Raw genomic sequence first — 15,986 nt, 5'->3', positions numbered from 1 at the left:
GGTCACATCAGTCCCATCTCCTGGCCGAGTTGCGTCACCTCGTCGGCAGCCGCTCGCCGCCGCTGGTCGTCCTGCAGCTTGTACTCGATCAGCGAGGACGCCTTGATCCTGCGGTGGGTTCCGACGTTCCGGTACTCGATCTCGCCGGCGTTGAGCAGGCCGACGAGAAAGGGCCGGGAGACATTGAGCATGTCCGCGGCCTGCTGGGTGGTGAGTTCGGCGTCCGCCGGGACGACGGAGACGCCACGGCCGGCTCCCAGGTGCGCGAGCAGGCCGGCCAGTAGCTCGACGGCCTCGCGAGGCAGCGTCAGCGGCTCCGGTTCGCCGTCCGCGACGGTCACGGTGATCTCGCGGCGGTCTTTATGGGTTTCCAGGTAGCTGCGGACCTGCCTGAGGGCCTGGTTTGTGGACGCGGTCTGCTCGGGGGAGATCGTCACTGGCCTGATGTCTGTCCTGGTCATCGCGCACCCCTTTCCACTCCGGTGGACGGTACGTCCATGGCCGGTAAGTGCAGTATCCGAAATAATCGAAACATCTGCAACAGCCCAGCGCGCTGCCGGGTGCCACCAGCAGGCCCACAGCCCTTCTGGACGGTCCGGGCAGCGCGACGTGGAGGGTGACGGTGTCGGTGCCGCCGGTGTGGGTGAGTGAGACCGCCTTCCTGCCGTTCACCGGCAGCGGGCCGCGTTCCTGCTTGAGTCCGCGGGCCCGGATGGGGCGAACCCGGGGGGTTGAGGGCGCGCGGGTGGCGGTGGGAGGTGCGACAGTGGGGGCATGGACCGAGACGAAGCACGTCGCGCAGCCGTCGCGCATTTCACTGATGACGGCACCAAGCACGCGGGGTGGACGATCACTGGTCCCATCTCTCAGGACGTGACGACGCCGGAAGGTGCGCGGTCGACGCTGGTCTTCAAGTTCCGGCCGCCGGCCGGTGACGCCTATTCGCGCAGGTCGGCGCCGCAGAGTGTCGGGGTCGACCCCGCGACGGGCGTGGCGGCGGCGCTGTAGGCGGGCGGCCCCGGGGATGCGGCCCCGGGTGGGCGCCGCCCCGTGGGCGCTTCGGCGGCGAGGTCCGGTGACGGCCCCGGCGAGCCGCAAAAGGGCCGGGGCCAAGAAGCGCGCGGCTAGTTCTCCGCGTGCGACTCGATGCAGGTCAGGTCGATGTCGTCGAGCACCGCTTCGTACGTGCGGCCCGACATCTTCGCGTCCTGTTCGATCAGTACGGCGGCCCAGCCGCACAGGCCCATCGTGAGCAGGCGCAGGCCGTCCGCGCCGTGCTGGGCCAGAACGCGGTCGGCGGTGGCCAGCGCTTCCGCCGGGATGCGTTCGGCCGGTTCGACGCCGACGACGCGGCGCAGCAGATCAACGGTGGTGCGGGACATCTCCGGGGCGAGCACCGCCAACCGGCGCTCTTCGTCCATGTCCACGCGGGCCTCCCCTCGACTACGAAGCGTGCTGGCTCCATCACAGCAGAAGCGGGGCGCGGGCGGAGGGCTAATCGCGCTTCTGCGTTCGACCCGCGGGAGCGAGCACCAACTTCCGGCCGGGGGAGGCGACTTCCCCGAGGGCGCCCCCCCGCGCCGGCGGTACGGATACGTACCAGGTGAGCCCCCGCGGAGCGGCTCGCCCCCCTCAGCCCCCGCACCCCCGTACCCGGAGGGTGGGCCGTCCCGCTGGTTCCGTGCGGACCTCCACCACCCCGCACAGGCCGAGGAGCCGGTGCTGCGCTGCCGTGCACTCCAGAGCCACGCCCGCGCCGAGGCGCAGCAGGGCCCGTACGCAGTAGGCGTCGATGAAGGCGAGGCCGGTCAGGTCGATCGCGGTGAGGCCGGGCTGCCGGACGGCGTCGCGTACCGCGTCCTCGAAGGCGAACCGCGTGGCCAGGTCGGCGTCGCCGGACAGCCGCAGGACGTCGCCCTCGCGGGAGGCGTGCAGCGCGCCGGGCAGCGGCAGTACGTGCAGCGGGTGCGCGGCCAGTACGCCGTCATAGCGCTCGGCCGGGAACCTCTCCCGGTCGTACTCGCACATCGCGGCGAGCCGCAGCTTCGCCAGCACCGGCGTCAACGCGACCTCGTACGCGGTCAGTTGCCCGCTGCCCACCTCGGGCGACGACGCCCAGCCCATGTCGCCGGCCGCCCGCACCCCGGCGAAGCCGAGCGCCGCGCTCTGCCGGGTAAGCGTCACCCAGTGATCGATCCGCGCCGCGTTGTCCAGGCCCCGCCCGGGTACGTACCCGGGGACGGTCCCCACCACCTCGACCCGCCCGGCGGCGTACGGCCGCCCGGGAGAGCCGCCCAGAGCCCCGCCCACCGTCCCTCCCATCGGCACGCCGAAGGAGGCCAGCCGGTCGAGACCCTCCCCCTCCGTGCCGGGTTCGACGAAGAACACCACCCGTTCCCCGCGGGTGATCCCCGCGATGGCGTACGCCGCCCGCAGCGCCCACCGCTCTTCCTCACCGCGGGCGCCCCCGAACCACAGGCATGCGTGATCCCCCGCATTCAGCCGCTCGACGGCGACCGTCCGGGGTGCGGCCCCCGGTATGTCCTCGCCCAGGCCGCAGATCTCTCCCGCCATACTCCAGAACGTACGCCCCGACGTGCGCCGAACGACCCCGCCGACCGCTTCTCCCCCGCCGCTGACCGCAACTGTCCGGCCGGGACCGGAAACGATCACCGGACCGGGACCGTCCGACCGGGTCGCGCCGGGGAATTCTCAGACGTTTCACAGAAACGGCCAAGACTCCTTTCATAGCGAGCGCACAGGGTGGTCACCATGCCTTCCACCTCATCGCTCTCCTCGCTCACCGGTACCGCAAGCCCGCAGGCCCGCCCGGGCCACCAGACCCTCGGCCAGCCGACCCAGGCGGCCACCGACCTCGCCCGTCCGGACGGTTCCCCGGTCCGCGTCCTGGTCGTGGACGACGAGACCCCGCTGGCCGACCTGCTCTCGATGGCGCTGCGCTACGAGGGCTGGCAGGTCCGTACCGAGTCCGACGGCGCGAGCGCGCTGCGCGCGGCCCGCGAGTCCCGCCCCGACGCGGTCGTGCTCGACGTGATGCTGCCCGACATGGACGGCCTCGAAGTGCTGGCCAGGCTCCGTCGCGAGACCCCGGACGTACCCGTCCTCTTCCTGACCGCGAAGGACGCGGTGGAGGACCGGATCGCGGGGCTCACCGCGGGCGGGGACGACTACGTGACCAAGCCGTTCAGCCTGGAGGAGGTCGTGGCCCGGCTGCGCGGACTGCTGCGGCGCTCCGGCGCGGCCGCCACCCGCAACGAGTCGCTGCTGATCGTCGGCGACCTGGTGCTCAACGAGGACAGCCACGAGGTCAGCCGGGGCGGCGCCAACATCCACCTCACCGCGACCGAGTTCGAGCTGCTGCGCTACCTGATGCGCAATCCGCGGCGCGTGCTCAGCAAGGCGCAGATACTGGACCGCGTCTGGAGCTACGACTTCGGCGGCCAGGCCAATGTCGTCGAGCTCTACATCTCCTACCTGCGCCGGAAGATCGACGTCGGGCACCCGCCGATGATCCACACGCGGCGCGGCGCCGGCTACCTGATCAAGCCCGGCGAACCGGCGTGAGGTCCCCTGCGGGGCAGTCCGTGCGGACCCCGCACCCCGCAGGCGGGTCCGGGGCGGACAACACCCCGCCGGAAGCGCGGGCGAGCACCCGGGCGAGCACGCGGACGAGCACCTGGGCGAAGGCCCGGGCAAGCACCCCGGCGAAGGGACGGGCGAACACCCGCGCCGACACCCGCGCGAAGGTCCGCGCCAAGGTCAGGGCAGGAAACGCCCGGGCGGGAAAGGCCCGGCTGCGCGGCACCCCCGCACGCACGTCCCCCGCCCCCACCCGCCGCTGGTCGTTGCGCCGCCGCCTCGTCGTGTCCTGCGTCGCCCTGGTCGCCGCCGTCTGCGCGGTGATCGGCGCGGTGACGATATTCGCCCTGCACGACTTCCTGTACGGGCAACTGGACAGCAAGGTGGGGGAGTTGGCGGTCCGGGCAGCAGGCCCGCACGGCCCGGACCCCGGCGGCCCCCGGGCCGACGGCGGCTTCGATCCGCTCAACTTCCTGGTCGGCGGCGGCCAGCCCGGCGAGACGGTCGGCGCGGTCCGTACCGCGAGCGGCGCGATCGGGCACGCGGCGGTCAGCGCCACCAGCTCCGGCAGCCCCGGCCTGGTCGCCGACACCCTCAGTACGGCCCAGGCCACCGCCTTCACCCAGGTCCCGCTCGACGGCAGACCGCACACCCTGCACATCTCCGGCCTCGGCGACTTCCGGGTGGAGTCCGCGCGCCCTGGCACCGACGGCACCACGACCCTGGTGGGCCTGTCCACCTCCGGCGCGCACGACACCCTGTCCACCCTGGTCTGGGTGGAGGTCTCGGTGACCGCGGCCGGCCTGGTCGCCGCGGGGCTGGCCGGCTCCGCCCTGATGCGGATCACCCTGCAGCCGCTCAGAAGGGTCGCCGCCACCGCCACCCGCGTCTCCGAACTGCCCCTGCACAGCGGCGAAGTGGCACTGCACGAACGCGTCCCCGACACCGACACCGACCCGCGCACCGAGGTCGGTCAGGTCGGCGCCGCGCTCAACCGCATGCTGGGGCACGTCGGTTCGGCGCTGCACGCCCGGCAGGAGAGCGAGACCCGGGTCCGCCGCTTCGTCGCCGACGCGAGCCACGAACTGCGCACCCCGCTCGCCTCGATCCGCGGTTACGCCGAACTCACCCGCCGCGGCGGGGAGCCGGTCGGCCCGGACACGCGACACGCCCTGGGCCGGATCGAGTCCGAGGCGGAACGGATGACCACCCTGGTGGAGGACCTGCTGCTGCTCGCCCGGCTGGACGCCGGCCGCCCGCTCGACCTCGCCGACACCGACGTCTCGCCGCTGGTGGTGGACGCGGTCGGCGACGCCCGCGCGGTCGGCCACGGCCACCACTGGCGGCTCGACCTGCCCGACGAACCCGCCACCGTCCGCGGCGACCCGCAGCGCCTGCACCAGGTGCTCACCAACCTGCTGGCCAACGCCCGCACCCACACCCCGCCGGGTACGACGGTCACCGGGCGTGTCCGCCGGCGGGGCGACGAGGTGCTGCTGCAGGTCGAGGACGACGGCCCCGGCATCCCGCCGGAGCTGTGCCGGCATGTCTTCGAACGCTTCGCCCGTGGCGACGCCTCACGGTCAAGGTCCGCGGGCAGTACGGGACTTGGGCTCGCCATCGTGCACTCCGTGGTCACCGCGCACGGCGGCGAGGTGGCCGTGAGCAGCGCCCCGGGCCGTACCGTGTTCACCGTCACTCTTCCGGCCGCGCTCTCACAGGCTGTGCCCAGGCCGGCCACACGGTCATGACAGCGGGGCGGCCGAGGCTCATGGCATGGATACGAACCTCGGCGAACTGCCCGCCCGGCGGCACCTGCCGGCCAGGGCCGCGGAACCGCATCCGGTAGCCCGCGAAGCCCCCTCCCACCGGGCCGGGCCGGCGCGGCCCGTCCCACCCGTCCTCGACGTCGTCGTCCCGGTGTACAACGAGGAGGACGACCTGGAGCGGTGCGTACGAAGACTGCACGCGCACCTCACGGCGACCTTCCCCTACCCCTTCCGGATCACCGTCGCGGACAACGCGAGCACCGACCGGACCGCGCAGGTGGCCGCCGCACTCGCCGCGGAACTACCCGAGGTCGAGTCCTTCCGGCTGGAGCAGAAGGGCCGCGGCCGGGCACTGCGCACGGTGTGGACCGCGTCGGAGGCGCCGGTACTGGCGTACATGGACGTGGACCTGTCCACCGACCTCAACGCGCTGCTGCCGCTGGTCGCCCCGCTGATCTCCGGCCACTCGGACCTCGCCATCGGCTCGCGGCTGGCCCGCTCCTCGCGGGTGGTGCGCGGCGCCAAGCGGGAGGTGATCTCCCGCGTCTACAACCTGATCCTCCGCGGTTCGCTCGCCGCCCGCTTCTCGGACGCCCAGTGCGGCTTCAAGGCGATCCGCGGCGATGTCGCCGAGCGGCTGCTGCCGATGGTCGAGGACACCGGCTGGTTCTTCGACACCGAGATGCTGGTGCTGGCCGAGCGGGCCGGCCTGCGGATCCACGAGGTGCCGGTGGACTGGGTCGACGACCCGGACAGCAGCGTCGACCTGGTCCGTACCGCGACCGACGATCTGCGGGGTGTCTGGCGGGTCGGACGGGCCCTGGCCACCGGGCAGTTGGCGCTCGACCGGCTGCGCAGGCCGTTCGGCGACGATCCGCGTGACCGCGAACTGTCCGGTGTACCGGCCGGGCTGGCCCGGCAGCTGGTCGGCTTCAGCGCGGTCGGGGCGTTCAGCACGCTGGCCTACCTCCTGCTGTTCTTCCTCTTCCGCCTCGGCCTCGGCGCCCAACTGGCCAACGCCCTGGCGCTGTTGGTGTCCGCCTTCGCCAACACCGCGGCGAACCGGCGGCTCACCTTCGGGGTGCGCGGCCGGGACCGGGCGGTACGGCACCAGGCACAGGGACTCGTTGTCTTCGCCATCGGCCTGGCGCTGACCAGCGGTTCGCTCGCCGCCCTGCACGCGGCCACCCCGCACCCCGGCCACAGCACCGAACTCGCCGTGCTGATCGCCGCCAACCTCGCGGCGACCGTGCTGCGCTTCCTGCTCTTCCGTGCCTGGCTCTTCCCCGGCGGGAGCCCACCGGCGCCCGCACCCCGCGAGGAGCCCGCCCGCCCGGAGGCCGCCTCGCCGTCCGCCCCCGTCTACACCGCCGGCCCGTACGGCGCAGGCGCCGGCTCCGCGCAGGAGCCCACCCCTTACGACCCCGCCCCCTACGACAACAGGAGCGCCCGATGAACCCGCCGCGCGACACGCCCTCCGACGCCGCGCCCCTCGCCGCGCCGGCCCCCGGCGGCCGGCCGGCGGCCCAGGACCTCGCCGTCCGGCAACCGTCCGATCCCGTACAGCCGCCCGCCGGGCCGCCCCCCGCCGGGCCGCTCCCGGGCGGTGCGCACGCCGCCCCGTCCGGCAGCCGGGCGGCCCGGCTGTGGCGGGGCCGCCCGCAGGACCCGGCATGGGCCCGCCCCGCGCTCCTGGCCCTGCTGCTGGGCACCCTCGTGCTCTACCTCTACGACCTCGGCGCCTCCGGATACGCCAACTCCTTCTACTCCGCGGCCGTCCAGGCCGGCAGCCAGAGCTGGAAGGCGCTCTTTTTCGGCTCCTCCGACGCGGCGAACTCCATCACCGTCGACAAACCCCCGGCCGCCCTGTGGCCGATGGAGCTGTCGGTACGGGTCTTCGGCCTCGGCTCCTGGCAGATCCTGGTCCCCGAGGCGCTGATGGGCGTCGCCGCGGTCGGTGTGCTCTTCGCCGCCGTACGCCGCCGGTTCGGTCCTGCCGCGGGTCTGCTGGCCGGCGCGGTGCTCGCGCTGACCCCGGTGGCCGCGCTGATGTTCCGCTTCAACAACCCCGACGCGATGCTGGCGTTGCTCATGGTCAGCACCATCTACTGCGTGCTGCGCGCCCTGGAGGACGCCCGCACCAAGTGGCTGCTGTGGGCCGGCGGCCTGCTCGGCCTGGCCTTTCTCACCAAGACCCTGCAGGCATGGCTGATCCTGCCCGCCCTCGCGGTGGTCTACGGAGTCTGCGCACCGACGACGCTGCGCCGCCGGCTGCTCCAACTCCTTTACGGCGCCGGGGCGATGCTGCTCGCGGGCGGCTGGTGGGTGGCGATCGTCCAGCTGTGGCCGAAGTCCTCCCGCCCGTACATCGGCGGCTCCCAGGACAACAGCTTCCTCGGCCTGACTTTCGGCTACAACGGCTTCGGCCGGATCACCGGCGACGAGACCGGCAGCGTCGGCGGCGGAGGCGGGGGCGCGCCCGGCGGTGGCGGCGGTGGCGGTCAGTGGGGCGCGACCGGCATCGGGCGGCTCTTCAACGCCGAGATGGGCGGGCAGATCGCCTGGCTGCTGCCCGCGGCCTTCCTCTTTCTGCTGGCAGGACTGTGGATCACCCGCCGGGCCCGCCGTACCGACCCGCAACGCTCCGCCTTCCTGGTCTGGGGCGGTGCGCTGCTGATCACCTTCGCGACCTTCAGCTTCATGTCCGGGATCTTCCACCAGTACTACAACATCGCTCTGGCGCCCTACATCGCGGCGCTGACCGGCATGGGAGCGGTGCTGCTCTGGCGGCGGCGCGGCCACATCGCGGCGGCGGCGACGCTGGCGGCGGCGGTGCTGGGTACGGCGATCTGGGCGTCGGTGCTGCTCGACCGGTCGGCGGACTGGCTGCCCTGGCTGCGGGTCGCGCTCGTGGTGGCCGGGCTGCTCGCCGCGGCCGCGCTGCTGGCGGGCGCGCTGCCCGGGCTGACGCCCAGGAGCCGGCTCGGCGCACGGCTCGGCTTCGTCGCGGCGGTCGTCGGCCTGGTGGCCGCGCTCGGCGGCCCGGTCGCCTACACCCTGAACACGGTGAACACCCCGCACGAGGGGTCCATCGTGACCGCGGGACCCGCGGTCCAGGGCGGTATGGGCGGCCCGGGCGGCGGCAGTGGCCCACGGGGCGGCTTCGGCGGCAACGGGGCACCGCGCACCGGCACCGGGACCGGTACCGGCGCCGGGACCGGCGGCTTCCCGGGCTTCGGCGGCCAGGGCGGCGGTACGGGCGGCGGCGGTACGGGCACGGCCCCCGGAACGGGCACCGGCACCGCTCCTGGCGCGGGCACCGCGCCCGGCGGGAACGGCTTCCCCGGCGGCGGCACCTTCGGCCGGGGCACGGGGCAGGGCAACGGCCAGGCCGCTGAGGGCCGGGGCGGCGCCCCCGGCGCCGGCGGCGGCATGGGCGGCCTGCTCAACGGCACCAAGGTCAGCGCGGCCATGAAGAAGCTGCTCGGCACCGACGCCGACCGCTACACCTGGGCCGCGGCCGCCATCGGTTCGCAGAATCAGGCGAGTTACCAGCTGGCCACCGGCAAACCGGTGATGTCCATCGGCGGCTTCAACGGCAGCGACCCGTCCCCCACCCTCGCCCAGTTCGAGAAGTACGTGGCCGACGGCCGTATCCACTACTTCATCGGCAGCGGCACCGGCGGCGGTTTCGGCGGCATGGGCGGCAGCGGCACGGCGTCCGGGATCACCTCCTGGGTCGAGGCGCACTACACCGCCAAGACGGTCGGCAGTACCACGGTCTACGACCTGACGGCGCCGAAGTCGTCGGCCACCACCACCGGCTGAGCACGGCAGACGGGGCCCCTGACCGCTCACCGGTCGGGGGCCCCGCCTCGTGCTGCCGCCGGCGCTACGCCAGCCGGGCCGGGAAGCCGCCGGTGGCGACCGGTCCCCACCGCTCCGGGGTGATCCGGATCAGCGACTTGCCCTGCCGGACCATCGCCTCGCGGTACTCCGCCCAGTCCGGGTGCTCCCCGGAGATGTTGCGGAAGTACTCCACGAGCCCTTCCACCGACTCGGGTGCGTCGATCACCTCGGCGGCGCCGTCCACCTGCACCCACGGGCCGCCGAAGTCGTCGGACAGGACGATGACGCTGACCCGCGGGTCGCGCTTGGCGTTGCGGGTCTTGGCCCGCTCCGGGTAGGTGGAGACGACGATCCGGCCGGAGTCGTCCACCCCGCAGGTGAGCGGGGAGCCCTGGGGCCGGCCGTCCGCACGGGTGGTGAGCAGGATCGCGTGGTGCCGCGGACGGACGAAGTCCAGCAGCTCTTCCAGCGTGACGGTCGTGTTCGTGGCGATGTTGGGAGCCATGCGGGCACTGTACGACGCGGGAGCGCCGGTACGGAGAACAGGGCCTGCCGGGCGGGCCGCCGAGTCCGTCCCTGGTCGCGGCGGCCGCCCCTTACCGCTGGATCCCGGCAGGCGGCCTGCGCCGTCCCCTGCGCCCGCTGCCGCCAGGACCCGGTCCCGTACCGCCCGTCTGGACCTCTCCGCAGTGGGAACAGGCGGGCCGGACGGGAGGTCGTGGTGTCCGGTCTACTCGATGACCTCCGCCGCAGGGGCCGCCTCCGCCTGCGCCGAACGCCCCGTACCCGCGGTGGCCTGCTGCAAACCGCTCCGGTCCCGCAGCGCGACCTCCTTCACGAAGAGCACCAGCAGGAAGGCGATGAGCGCGAACGGGGCCGTGTAGAGGAACACATCACCGACCCCGTGGCCGTAGGCGCCCTCGACCACTCCCCGTACCGGTGCCGGCAGCGTCGAGACGTCGGGGATGGAGCCGCCGGAGTCCGCCGCGCCGCCCTTGATGTGCAGCGAGGCGAGGCCGTCGGAGACGAAGTGGGTGACCCGGTTGCCGAGCACCGCGCCCAGCGCGGTGACGCCGATCGCGCCGCCGAGCGAGCGGAAGAAGGTGACCAGCGAACTGGCCGCGCCGAGATCGGCGACCGAGACCTGGTTCTGCACGGCGAGCACCAGGTTCTGCATCATCATGCCGACGCCGAGGCCCAGCAGGGCCATGTAGACGGCGACTTCGGCGTACGGGGTGTCCTGCCGGATCAGGCCGAGCGTCGCCGACCCGGCGGTGACCAGCAGGCCGCCGGCGACCAGGAACACCTTCCAGCGGCCGGTGCGGGTGATGATCCGTCCGCTGACCATGGAGGCGATGAAGAGTCCGCCGATCAGCGGGATCGTCATCAGTCCTGACATCGTCGGGGTCCTGCCGCGGGCCAGCTGGAAGTACTGGCTGAGGAAGACGGTGCCGGCGAACATCGCCACCCCGACGAAGAGCGAGGCGAAGGAGGTCAGCGTGATCGTCGGGTTGCGGAAGAGCCGCAGCGGCATGATCGGCTGCTCGGCGCGCCCCTCGACGAAGAGGAAGACAAGACCGAGGACGAGGGCGAGCGGCACCAGGACGCAGGTCTGCCAGGACAGCCACGGGTAGCTCTGGCCGCCGAGCGAGACCCAGATCATCAGCAGCGAGACGGCCGCGGTGATGAAGAAGGCGCCGGTCCAGTCGATCTTCACCGCGCGCTTGACCACCGGCAGGTGCAGCGTCTTCTGCAGCACGATCAGCGCGACGACCGCGAACGGCACGCCCACGTAGAAGCACCAGCGCCAGCCGAGGGCGGAGTCGACGATTACGCCGCCGACCAGCGGGCCGCCGACGGTGGCGACGGCGAAGGTGGCGCCGATGTAGCCGCTGTAGCGGCCGCGCTGCCGCGGCGAGATCATCGCGGCCATGATCACCTGGGTGAGCGCGGACAGGCCGCCGGCCCCGACGCCCTGGAGCAGCCGGCAGGTGATGAGCATGCCGGGACTGGTGGAGAAGCCCGCCACCACCGAGCCGACCACGTAGATCACCAGCGAGAGCTGGATCAGCAGCTTCTTGCTGAACAGGTCGGAGAGCTTGCCCCAGATCGGGGTGGTCGCAGTGACCGCGAGCAGCGAGGCGGTGACCACCCAGGTGTACGCGCTCTGGCCGCCGCCGATGTCGCTGAGGATCCGGGGCAGCGCGTTGGAGACGATCGTGGAGGAGAGGATCGCCACGAAGAGGCCGAGCAGCAGCCCGGAGAGCGCCTCCATGATCTGACGGTGCGACATCGGGGCGGTTTCGCCGCCGGGCTCCGGGGCCGCGCCGCTCGGCAGGTTCTGCTGGGTGGTGGGTGTCGCCATGTGACCTTCCGACCGTCCTTTTGGTTGCCTCAAGCAACTTTAAGAACGGATGGTTGTATAAGGCAAGTGCTGTGGGTCTGCTGAGAGTAAGGTCACAAAGGAGCCCGCCCGCTTCCGGTCAGGGGAGGCGGGCGGGCTCAGGCCGTTGAGGATGTGCGGCGCCCTAGGGACGTACGGTCCGGCGGATCCCCGCGGTCAGGCGGAGGCCGCGGTCCGGCGGATCCCCGCGGTCAGGCGGAGGTGGGGTCAGGCGGAGGCCGCGGTCAGCGCCGCGATCTCCTCGCCGGTCAGCTTCAGGCCGGGCACCGCGAGCAGCGCCGGCACCTGCTCCACCGTGCGGGCGCTGGCGATCGGCGCCACCACCGTCGGCTGGGCGGCCAGCCAGGCCAGCGCCACCGTGGCGAGTTCGGCGCCGTGCGCGGCGGCCACCTCGTCCAGGGCGGCGAGCACCTTCGGGCCGCGCTCCTGCTTCAGGTACTCCCCGGCGCGCCCGGCCCTGGCACTGTCCACCGCGGGGCCGCCCGGCCGGTACTTACCGGTGAGGAAGCCCAGCGCGAGCCCGAAGTACGGCGCCGACGACAGGCCGCGTGCTGCCGCAAGGTCGGCCAGCGGGCCCTCGTACTGCGCGCGCTCCACCAGGTTGTAGTGCGGCTGCAGGATCTCGTACCGCGCCAGGCCCTCGCGCTCGGAGAAGTCCAGCGAGGCGGCCAGCCGCTCGGGGGAGATGTTGGAGGCGCCGATCACCCGGACCTTGCCCTCCTTCACCAGGCCGTCGAGCGTGGTGATGATCTCCTCGACCGGGACCTCGGGGTCGTCGAAGTGCGTGTAATAGAGGTCGATGTGGTCGGCGCCGAGGCGGCGCAGCGAGGCTTCCGCGCCCTTGCGGATGGTGTCGGCCTTCAGCCCCTTGAGGTCGGGGTGCGCGCCGACCTTGGTGGCCACCGTGATGTCGTCGCGCCGGCCGCGGCTGTCCAGCCATCTGCCGATGATCTCCTCGGACCGGCCACCGCCGCCGTAGAGGTCGGCGGTGTCCACGAAGTCGCCGCCACCGGCCGCGTACGCGTCCAGGACCGCGAACGACTGCGCCTCGTCGGCTGTGTTGCCGAAGACGTTGCCACCGAGGGAGAGGGGGAAGACGTCGAGTTCAGAATTGCCGATTCGTGCCATAGCCATGGATAACGGGTGGGGGGTGCACGGTATTCCACCGACACGCTAGGGTCAGGCCCCATGTCGAATCCCACGCCGCACCCCACGCCGCAGCCGGACAACAACTACGACCCCGCGGGCAACACGCAGATGTTCCGCGCCTTCGTCGACGAGCAGCCGCCGCCCGCTCAGGTGCAGCGCGCCGAGACCCGCAGCCGGGCCGGCCTGATCATCGGTCTGATCGTCGCCGTCGTGGTGATTGTCGGAGTGGTCGCGCTCGCGATGAAGTGACGCGGGCGGCAGCGGTTCCGCCCGGGTCCCGGGCGGAGCGGGTCGCCCTGGCCGGCGACCACTCCGTTCACGTCCTCATGCCTCCGCGGTCAGACCGTCCCGCAGCTGGGCGAGTGTGCGGGTCAGCAGCCGGGAGACGTGCATCTGCGAGATGCCGACCTCCTCGCCGATCTGCGACTGCGTCATGTTGGCGAAGAAGCGCAGCATGATGATCTGCCGCTCGCGCGGCGGCAGTTGCGCCAGCAGCGGCTTGAGCGACTCGCGGTACTCGACGCCTTCCAGCGCGGTGTCCTCGTAGCCGAGGCGGTCCGCGAGGGTGCCCTCGCTGCCGTCGTCCTCGGGCGGCGGGGAGTCCAGCGAGCTGGCGGTGTAGGCGTTGCCGACCGCCAGGCCGTCGACCACGTCCTCCTCGGAGACCCCGAGGCAGACCGCCAACTCGGCGACGGTCGGGGAGCGGTCGAGCCGCTGCGAGAGGTCGTCGCTCGCCTTGGTCAGCGCCAGCCGCAGCTCCTGGAGCCGGCGCGGGACGCGCACCGACCAGGAGGTGTCCCGGAAGAATCGCTTCACCTCACCGACGATGGTGGGCATCGCGAAGGTCGGGAACTCCACCCCGCGCTCGCAGTCGAACCGGTCGATCGCCTTGATCAGGCCGATGGTGCCGACCTGGACGATGTCCTCCATCGGCTCGTTGCGGCTGCGGAACCGGGCCGCGGCGTACCGCACCAGAGGCAGGTTCAGCTCGATGAGCGTGTCACGTACGTAGGTGCGTTCCGGGCTGTCCACCGGCAGTTCCGCCAGGCGCAGGAAGAGCGAACGGGACAGGGTACGGGTGTCGATGGCCTCGGTGTGAAGAGCATCGTGCGGTGCGTCTGTGCCATGGGATTCATGACGGAGCACCTTGGGACTGCCCACCTGTACGGACATGCCACCCCCTTGAGGTCGCGGACGGGTGTCGCGAGCGACGGTTGTTCCTCCTCTGGAATACCGGAGGTCCGCTCGCGACAAACGCGGTACCCGCAGAATGTCACATGTCGGCAACACGCTGTAGCGCCATGTCGACATATCTGTGCAGGTGACTTAATCCGTATCGGTTACGCTTCGAGCTGGTTTGCGGACCTCAGACGGGCGAAGCTGCGTGACAGCAGCCGGGACACATGCATCTGGGAGACGCCCAGTTCAGCGCTGATCTGCGACTGGGTGAGGTTGCCGAAGTAGCGCAGCAGCAGAATCCGCCGCTCCCGCTCGGGCAGTTGGACCAGCAGGTGCCGTACGAGGTCGCGGTGTTCGACTCCACTGAGTGCCGGGTCCTCGTAGCCGAGCCGGTCCAGCAGGCCGGGGGCGCCGTCACCCTCCTGCGCCGCCTCCAGCGAGGTCGCGTGGTAGGCCCGGCCGGCCTCCAGACAGGCCAGCACCTCGTCCTCGGAGAGCTTGAGGCGGTCGGCGATCTCCGCGGTGGTGGGCGAACGCCCGTGCAGCACCGTCAGATCCTCGATGGCGCCGCTGACCTGGACCCACAGTTCGTGCAGCCGCCGGGGCACGTGCACGGTCCGCACGTTGTCCCTGAAGTAACGTTTGATCTCGCCGACCACGGTCGGCATCGCGAAGGTCGGGAACTGCACCCCGCGCTCCGGGTCGAACCGGTCGATCGCGTTGATCAGCCCGATGGTGCCGACCTGGACCACGTCCTCCATCGGCTCGTTGCGGCTGCGGAACCGCGCGGCGGCGTACCGCACCAGCGGCAGGTTCACCTCGATCAGCGCGGCCCGCACCCGGGTGTGCTCGGCGGTCCCCGCCTCCAGCTTGCTGAACTGCTCGAAGAGCACCTGGGTGAGCGCCCGTGCGTCCGCCGCGTTGGTGCTGGGCGTTCTCGTCCGGGCACGGGGATACGTTGTTGACGCCGTACGGGCCGACATCGGCACACCAGACCCCTCATCGGTCCACACAACTTCCGGCAAAAGCGGTCATAGCATCACAATTCATGTGTGCTTTGTGCAAGCACCGCATATTGCCGTGTTGTACGACGCAGGCCCGGCCGGTGGCCGTTCCGGCGCGGCGGACGGGTGAGCGGGGAGCGCGAGGGGCGTGCGCGGAAGTACGACAAAGCCCTCCGCGCACAACGGCGGAGGGCTGGTGGAACGGCCGCGGTACGGACGGCGGGAAGCCGGCCCGCCGGGCGTCAGATCTCGTAGTCGGCGATCACCCAGGTGGCGAAGTCGGACCAGGGCCGCACGGCGGCCTGGTGCGCGGGGTGCTCCACATACGTCTTCAGCGCGGCGGCGTCCGCGACCGAGGAGTTGATGGCGAAGTCGTACGCGATGGGGCGGTCGCTCACGTTCCAGCCGCACTCCCAGGTGATCACCTCGGGCACCAGCGCGCCGAGTTCGAAGAATCCCTCGGCAGCGGCGGCGACCCGCGGCTCGTCCGGCCGCACGCCGTCGTTCAGCTTGAACAGCACCAGATGACGGATCATGACACCCTCGCCTCGTCCGTGCCGCGGCTAGTTGGCCAGGTCGTGCATGAACTTCCCGACGCTCTTGGCGGCGTTCGATATCCCCTCGAACCCTACCTGCACAAGATCCGCCGCCCGGGCCGGCTGGTCGATGATCGTGTAGAGAATGAAGATCACCAGCACATACATGGTGATCTTTCTCGCCTGCGCCATGCTCCCTGCCCTCCCCAGCCGCAGCGCCGCACCGGTCAAGAGTGTGCAATCGGTGGAGTCTATCCACCGGACGGCGTAACGATACGGCCACCACTCCCATCATCGTTTAAACAGACGGGAGTTCAGGAGGGCAGGTCGGCCCCACGCAGAACACCGGAGGCAGCGACTCCCATGAGTCACTGCCTCCGGTGAAGGTGCTGGAGCGGTAGCGGTGGGATTTGAACCCACGGAGGAGTTGCCCCCTCACACGCTTTCGAGGCGTGCTCCTTAGGCCGCTCGGACACGCTACCGAGAGGAAGCTTAG

Annotated in this window: 16 protein-coding genes and 1 tRNA gene; 6 read left to right on the top strand and 11 right to left on the bottom strand. The window is 71.8% G+C overall.

The genetic code is table 11. The features are described from left to right. Positions 1–2: 2 nt before the first annotated feature. Entirely contained in the window at positions 3–461 is a 459-nt protein-coding gene (locus OG552_RS17285; RefSeq protein WP_329133898.1) for a helix-turn-helix domain-containing protein, read from the bottom strand. Between the two features lie 313 nt (positions 462–774). Between OG552_RS17285 and OG552_RS17280 the strand changes: the two genes are divergently transcribed. Further along, positions 775–1,008 carry a hypothetical protein gene (locus OG552_RS17280; protein ID WP_329133896.1) on the top strand — a complete coding sequence of 78 codons (234 nt, stop codon included), beginning with the start codon at positions 775–777 and terminating at the stop codon, positions 1,006–1,008. Between the two features lie 116 nt (positions 1,009–1,124). Here the strand turns inward: OG552_RS17280 and OG552_RS17275 are convergent, their stop codons facing one another. Then, positions 1,125–1,421 (bottom strand): hypothetical protein, encoded by a 297-nt coding sequence (locus OG552_RS17275; protein WP_329140889.1) that lies wholly within the window; start codon positions 1,419–1,421, stop codon positions 1,125–1,127. Between the two features lie 211 nt (positions 1,422–1,632). Next, positions 1,633–2,574 (bottom strand): MEDS domain-containing protein, encoded by a 942-nt coding sequence (locus OG552_RS17270; protein ID WP_329133894.1) that lies wholly within the window; start codon positions 2,572–2,574, stop codon positions 1,633–1,635. 198 nt (positions 2,575–2,772) lie between these two features. On the opposite strand from OG552_RS17270, the gene OG552_RS17265 reads away from it, so the two are divergent. The 4 genes from OG552_RS17265 to OG552_RS17250 all read left to right on the top strand — a co-directional run bounded on the left by OG552_RS17265 (position 2,773) and on the right by OG552_RS17250 (position 9,197). Next, complete coding sequence (locus tag OG552_RS17265) at positions 2,773–3,585, top strand: response regulator transcription factor (protein ID WP_329133892.1); 813 nt, start codon at positions 2,773–2,775, stop codon at positions 3,583–3,585. 230 nt (positions 3,586–3,815) lie between these two features. Next, complete coding sequence (locus OG552_RS17260) at positions 3,816–5,351, top strand: HAMP domain-containing sensor histidine kinase (RefSeq protein WP_329140887.1); 1,536 nt, start codon at positions 3,816–3,818, stop codon at positions 5,349–5,351. A 25-nt stretch (positions 5,352–5,376) separates the two neighbouring features. Further along, positions 5,377–6,825, top strand: coding sequence for a glycosyltransferase (locus tag OG552_RS17255; RefSeq protein ID WP_329133889.1), 1,449 nt, complete (start codon positions 5,377–5,379; stop codon positions 6,823–6,825). Continuing rightward, entirely contained in the window at positions 6,822–9,197 is a 2,376-nt protein-coding gene (locus OG552_RS17250; RefSeq protein WP_329133888.1) for an ArnT family glycosyltransferase, read from the top strand. Before OG552_RS17255 ends, OG552_RS17250 begins: the two co-directional genes overlap by 4 nt. Positions 9,198–9,261: 64 nt before the next feature. On the opposite strand, the gene OG552_RS17245 is transcribed toward OG552_RS17250, so the two are convergent. The 3 genes from OG552_RS17245 to OG552_RS17235 form a co-directional block, all read right to left on the bottom strand. Further along, complete coding sequence (locus OG552_RS17245; protein ID WP_329133887.1) at positions 9,262–9,723, bottom strand: PPOX class F420-dependent oxidoreductase; 462 nt, start codon at positions 9,721–9,723, stop codon at positions 9,262–9,264. A 225-nt stretch (positions 9,724–9,948) separates the two neighbouring features. Beyond that, positions 9,949–11,511, bottom strand: coding sequence for an MDR family MFS transporter (locus OG552_RS17240; protein ID WP_329140885.1), 1,563 nt, complete (start codon positions 11,509–11,511; stop codon positions 9,949–9,951). Between the two features lie 318 nt (positions 11,512–11,829). Further along, positions 11,830–12,750 carry an aldo/keto reductase gene (locus OG552_RS17235; protein WP_443071169.1) on the bottom strand — a complete coding sequence of 307 codons (921 nt, stop codon included), beginning with the start codon at positions 12,748–12,750 and terminating at the stop codon, positions 11,830–11,832. Positions 12,751–12,810: 60 nt separating this feature from the next. On the opposite strand from OG552_RS17235, the gene OG552_RS17230 reads away from it, so the two are divergent. Then, positions 12,811–13,020, top strand: a complete 210-nt coding sequence (locus OG552_RS17230; protein WP_329133883.1) for a hypothetical protein — start codon at positions 12,811–12,813, stop codon at positions 13,018–13,020. A gap of 75 nt (positions 13,021–13,095) precedes the next feature. On the opposite strand, the gene OG552_RS17225 is transcribed toward OG552_RS17230, so the two are convergent. The 5 genes from OG552_RS17225 to OG552_RS17205 all read right to left on the bottom strand — a co-directional run bounded on the left by OG552_RS17225 (position 13,096) and on the right by OG552_RS17205 (position 15,972). Then, a complete protein-coding gene (locus tag OG552_RS17225) occupies positions 13,096–13,944 on the bottom strand; it encodes an RNA polymerase sigma factor SigF (protein WP_329133881.1) in 849 nt (282 codons plus the stop codon). A 167-nt stretch (positions 13,945–14,111) separates the two neighbouring features. Continuing rightward, positions 14,112–14,933 (bottom strand): RNA polymerase sigma factor SigF, encoded by an 822-nt coding sequence (locus OG552_RS17220; protein WP_329133879.1) that lies wholly within the window; start codon positions 14,931–14,933, stop codon positions 14,112–14,114. A gap of 263 nt (positions 14,934–15,196) precedes the next feature. Then, on the bottom strand, positions 15,197–15,490 hold the full coding sequence (locus tag OG552_RS17215; RefSeq protein ID WP_329133877.1) for a Dabb family protein: 294 nt from the start codon (positions 15,488–15,490) through the stop codon (positions 15,197–15,199). Positions 15,491–15,517: 27 nt separating this feature from the next. After that, entirely contained in the window at positions 15,518–15,682 is a 165-nt protein-coding gene (locus tag OG552_RS17210; RefSeq protein ID WP_329133875.1) for a hypothetical protein, read from the bottom strand. A 203-nt stretch (positions 15,683–15,885) separates the two neighbouring features. Then, a tRNA-Ser gene (locus tag OG552_RS17205) sits at positions 15,886–15,972 on the bottom strand. Between the last annotated feature and the right edge of the window lie 14 nt (positions 15,973–15,986).

Origin of the sequence: Streptomyces sp. NBC_01476, assembly GCF_036227265.1 — a bacterium.
GTDB lineage: Bacteria > Actinomycetota > Actinomycetes > Streptomycetales > Streptomycetaceae > Actinacidiphila.
Note: the sequence above shows the minus strand (reverse complement) of the source record. Positions and strands in the feature narration are given on the sequence as shown.

Coding starts and splice junctions, on each gene's coding strand:
- OG552_RS17285 (WP_329133898.1), bottom strand. CDS start 461: ATGACCAGGACAGACATCAGGCCAGTGACGATCTCCCCCGAGCAGACC.
- OG552_RS17280 (WP_329133896.1), top strand. CDS start 775: ATGGACCGAGACGAAGCACGTCGCGCAGCCGTCGCGCATTTCACTGAT.
- OG552_RS17275 (WP_329140889.1), bottom strand. CDS start 1,421: ATGGACGAAGAGCGCCGGTTGGCGGTGCTCGCCCCGGAGATGTCCCGC.
- OG552_RS17270 (WP_329133894.1), bottom strand. CDS start 2,574: ATGGCGGGAGAGATCTGCGGCCTGGGCGAGGACATACCGGGGGCCGCA.
- OG552_RS17265 (WP_329133892.1), top strand. CDS start 2,773: ATGCCTTCCACCTCATCGCTCTCCTCGCTCACCGGTACCGCAAGCCCG.
- OG552_RS17255 (WP_329133889.1), top strand. CDS start 5,377: ATGGATACGAACCTCGGCGAACTGCCCGCCCGGCGGCACCTGCCGGCC.
- OG552_RS17250 (WP_329133888.1), top strand. CDS start 6,822: ATGAACCCGCCGCGCGACACGCCCTCCGACGCCGCGCCCCTCGCCGCG.
- OG552_RS17245 (WP_329133887.1), bottom strand. CDS start 9,723: ATGGCTCCCAACATCGCCACGAACACGACCGTCACGCTGGAAGAGCTG.
- OG552_RS17240 (WP_329140885.1), bottom strand. CDS start 11,511: ATGTCGCACCGTCAGATCATGGAGGCGCTCTCCGGGCTGCTGCTCGGC.
- OG552_RS17235 (WP_443071169.1), bottom strand. CDS start 12,750: ATGGCACGAATCGGCAATTCTGAACTCGACGTCTTCCCCCTCTCCCTC.
- OG552_RS17230 (WP_329133883.1), top strand. CDS start 12,811: ATGTCGAATCCCACGCCGCACCCCACGCCGCAGCCGGACAACAACTAC.
- OG552_RS17225 (WP_329133881.1), bottom strand. CDS start 13,944: ATGTCCGTACAGGTGGGCAGTCCCAAGGTGCTCCGTCATGAATCCCAT.
- OG552_RS17220 (WP_329133879.1), bottom strand. CDS start 14,933: ATGTCGGCCCGTACGGCGTCAACAACGTATCCCCGTGCCCGGACGAGA.
- OG552_RS17215 (WP_329133877.1), bottom strand. CDS start 15,490: ATGATCCGTCATCTGGTGCTGTTCAAGCTGAACGACGGCGTGCGGCCG.
- OG552_RS17210 (WP_329133875.1), bottom strand. CDS start 15,682: ATGGCGCAGGCGAGAAAGATCACCATGTATGTGCTGGTGATCTTCATT.